Consider the following 1,889-nt stretch of genomic DNA (forward strand, 5'->3'; position numbering starts at 1 on the left):
GGGACGCCGTGCTCTCCCGGCTCACCGACATCTTCTTCGCCATCCCCGTCGTCCTCGGCGGACTGGGCGAGCGCCGGGGCGTCGTTGGTGCCGTCGCCGGTCATGGCGACCAGCCGGCCGCCTTCCTGCTCCTGCCGGATGAGGGCCAGTTTGTCCTCGGGGGTGGCCTCGGCGAGATAGTCGTCGACGCCGGCCTCGGCGGCGACGGCCCGGGCCGTCAGCGCGTTGTCCCCGGTGACCATGACGGTACGGATGCCCATCCGGCGCAGTTGGGCGAAGCGTTCGGCAATGCCGTCCTTGACGACGTCCTTGAGGTGGACGATACCGAGGACCCGGGGGCCGTCCTGGTCGTGGACGGCGACCAGCAGGGGAGTTCCTCCGCTCGCCGCGATCGCGTCCGACCAGGCCCGGGCCTGCTCCGCGGCCGTGCCGCCGCGCTGCCGGACCCAGGTGATCACCTCGGCGGCGGCCCCCTTGCGGATCGCGCAGGAGGAGCCGCTGTTCCACCGGAGGTCGATGCCGCTCATCCGGGTGCGGGCACTGAAGGCGGTGAACCGGGGGTTCGCCAGCTCCTGCGGCGCGGGCGGCCGCAGGCCGAACTCCTTCTCGGCCAGCTCCACCACGGAACGGCCCTCGGGAGTCTCGTCGGCCAGCGAGGAGAGCTGTGCCGCGTCGGCGAGCTTCGCCGCCGGAACCCCGGGCAGCGGTACGAACCCGACCGCCCGCCGGTTGCCGTGGGTGATCGTTCCGGTCTTGTCGAGGAGCAGGGTGTTCACATCGCCCGCGGCCTCCACCGCGCGGCCGGAGAGGGCCACCACATTCCGCCGGACCAGCCGGTCCATGCCCGCGATCCCGATGGCGGAGAGCAGGGCGCCGATGGTGGTCGGGATCAGGGTGACCAGCAGGGCGACCAGAACGGTGGTGGACTGGGCGGCACCCGCATAAGCCGCCATCGGCTGAAGCGTCAGTACGACCAGGACGAAACCCACGGTCAGCGCCGCCAGCAGGATGTTGAGGGCCACTTCGTTGGGTGTCTTCTGCCGGCGCGCACCTTCGACGAGCGCGATCATCCGGTCCAGGAAGGAGTGTCCGGGCCGGGCCGTGACCCGGACCACGATCCGGTCGGAGAGGACCGTCGTCCCCCCGGTCACCCCGGACCGGTCGCCGCCCGACTCCCGGATGACCGGCGCGGATTCGCCGGTGACGGCCGATTCGTCGACGGCCGCGACCCCGTCGACGACCTCGCCGTCGGCGGGGACGACGCCGCCCGCCTCCACCACGACGAAGTCGAAGAGCCGCAGATCGGCGGCGGGTACGGTCTCCGACTCGGCCCGCAGCGGGTCGATCCCGTACTGCCAGTGCCGCAGCCGCCGGGCGGTGAGGCCGGTACGGGAGCGGCGCAGCGAGGCGGCGTGCGCCCGGCCCCGGCCCTCGGCGACCGCCTCGGCGAGATTGGCGAAGAGCACCGTGAGCCAGAGCCAGCCGCTGATCAGCCAGGCGAAGACCGAGGGGTCGGACACCGCGGACAGGGTGGTGAGCAGGGCCCCGACCGCGACGACGAACAGCACCGGATTGCGGACCAGGGCCCGGGGGTGCAGCTTCCGTACCGCCTCCGGGAGGGCACCGAGCAACTGCCCGGTGTCGAACGCCCCTCCGGTGACGGCGTGCCGCCGGGAGGGGAGGGGCGCGTGCGGGGGGAGCCCCGGGGCCGTGGGAGGCGCCTTCGGGGAGGCGGTGGGGAGCATACGGGGTCACCTTCGGCGACGGGCCGGCGCCGGGACGGCGAACGGCGTGACGGGTCGAACAACGGCCGGAGCGCCGGCCGCGGGCCGGGCGCCCCGGGGTGCCCTGATGGGAAGTGGACAGGTCTGTAGTCCAGTCAGGTTTGC

At 73.3% G+C, this 1,889-nt stretch carries 1 protein-coding gene; it reads right to left on the reverse strand.

The annotated features are described in order from the left end of the window. The coding region (kdpB, locus tag ACWDR0_RS34830; protein ID WP_456355841.1) for a potassium-transporting ATPase subunit KdpB at positions 1 to 1,745 on the reverse strand (1,745 nt) is incomplete at its 3' end. Positions 1,746 to 1,889 lie beyond the last annotated feature (144 nt).

The organism is Streptomyces sp. NPDC003691, from assembly GCF_053981115.1.